The sequence below is a fragment of the Methylocystis borbori genome, assembly GCF_036576025.1.
Lineage (GTDB): Bacteria > Pseudomonadota > Alphaproteobacteria > Rhizobiales > Beijerinckiaceae > Methylocystis > Methylocystis borbori.
The window spans coordinates 1-1,627 of the sequence record NZ_JAZHYN010000095.1; the positions used below are offsets into that span (position 1 = coordinate 1).

At 68.8% G+C, this 1,627-nt stretch carries 1 protein-coding gene and 1 pseudogene; one reads left to right on the forward strand and one right to left on the reverse strand.

Annotation, left to right across the window (positions count from 1 at the left end; genetic code table 11):
* A pseudogene (locus V3H18_RS16525) lies at positions 1-441 on the forward strand (ribonuclease E/G); the annotation flags it as partial.
* A 171-nt stretch (positions 442-612) separates the two neighbouring features.
* On the opposite strand, the gene V3H18_RS16530 reads toward V3H18_RS16525, so the two are convergent.
* Positions 613-1,627 (reverse strand): pyridoxal phosphate-dependent aminotransferase (locus V3H18_RS16530; RefSeq protein ID WP_332083177.1); only part of this gene is annotated, 1,015 nt, incomplete at its 5' end.

A 1,627-nucleotide genomic window follows, 5' to 3' on the forward strand; every position in this document is an offset into this window, starting at 1 on the left:
AGCGAAGGCCGCCCCGAGCGCCCGACGCGCGGCCGCAGGCATGAGCGCGGCGCCGATCGTGGCCAAGATCGCGGTCCGGGACGGTGGCGCCGGTCGGCGCCGCTGCCGGATGAGTTTCGCGACCCCTCCGCGGTCTTCCCGGCTGACGAAGGCGTTGTCGAACTCGAAGGCTTCGTTTCGCCGCGCGAAGCGCATATGCCGGAGTTTCCGCCGGCCCCCGTCAATGGCGACGCCGCGCCTGTAAACGGGGAGATTTCCGCCGAGACGACGGGCGCGGCGATCGTCGCCGTGGAGACGGCTGCGCCGCCGCCCGAGACGGCGCCGCCTCCGGCGCCTTCCGCGCCCCGCGAGCCGACGCAAGTCGTCATCACCGAGGCGGATCCCAATCGTCCCAAGAAGGGCGGCTGGTGGCAGCGCGTGCGCACGCCGTTCGGCGGGTAAACGAGTCTGTCGACGAGCGGGGCGTTTATCGCCGCGCTAAACGCCCCGGCCCCTCACCTTACCTCTCCCCGCAAGCGGGGAGAGGGGTCATCAGCGCTACGCCTGCCGCCTCTTCTCCCCGCTTGCGGGGAGAAGTGAGATGAGGGGCTTGGGGGTTCTCGCGAGCGGACATTATCGCCGCCCCAGCAGCCACGCCTCCAGTCGTTCGACTCCTTCCGCGACATCCGCCGCCGCGCCTGCGTAAGAGAGCCGCAATGTGCGCGCGCCGCGTCGCGGGTCGAAATCGAGGCCAGGCGTCGCCGCGACGCCCGCCTCATGCAGCATGCGCCGACAAAACGCCGTCGAATCGTCGGTGAAGCGCGAGACGTCGGCGTAGATGTAAAAGGCGCCGTCGGGCGGGGCGAAATCGCCAAGGCCCATTCTGGGCAGGCGCTCGATCAGCAGCGCGCGGTTTTGCGCATAGACGGCGCGGTTCGCTTCGAGTTCCTCGCTCGCGTCGAAGGCGGCGAGCGCCGCTTTTTGTGAGAGCGTCGGCGCGCAGATCGCGAGCGATTGCTGCAGCCGCTCAAGCGGGCGCATCAACTCCTGCGGCGCGATGAGCCAGCCGAGCCGCCAGCCGGTCATGGCGTAATATTTCGAGAAAGAGTTGACGACAATGGCGCGCCGCGAATGGCGCAGCGCGCTTTGCGCGGGCGCCGCATATTCGAGGCCATGATAGATTTCGTCCGAGACGAGGACGATTTTCGCCTCGTCGCAGAAGGCGCAGATGCGCGCAAATTCCTCCGCCTCGATCATCGCGCCGGTGGGATTGGCCGGGCTCATCAACAGTGCGCCGTCGAGCTTTTTATCGCGATGCGCGGCCTCCAGCATCGCCGCCGTCGGCGCGAAGCGCGTTTCGGGACCGACGTCGACGCCGACGGCCTCCAATCCGAGCGCGGCGAGAATATTGGCGTAGGCCGGATAGCCGGGCAGGGCGACGGCGATGCGCGCGCCAGGATCGAACGCGGCGAGAAAGGTGAGAAGAAAGCCGCCCGAGGAGCCGGTCGTGACGATGACGCGCTCATGAGAAACCTCGACGCCGTATTTCTCGCCATAGCTGCGGGCGATGCGCGCGCGCAGTCCGGCGTCGCCCAGCGCCTCGCCGTAGCCGATGGCGCCGTCGCGCAGCGCCGCCATGGCCGCCTCG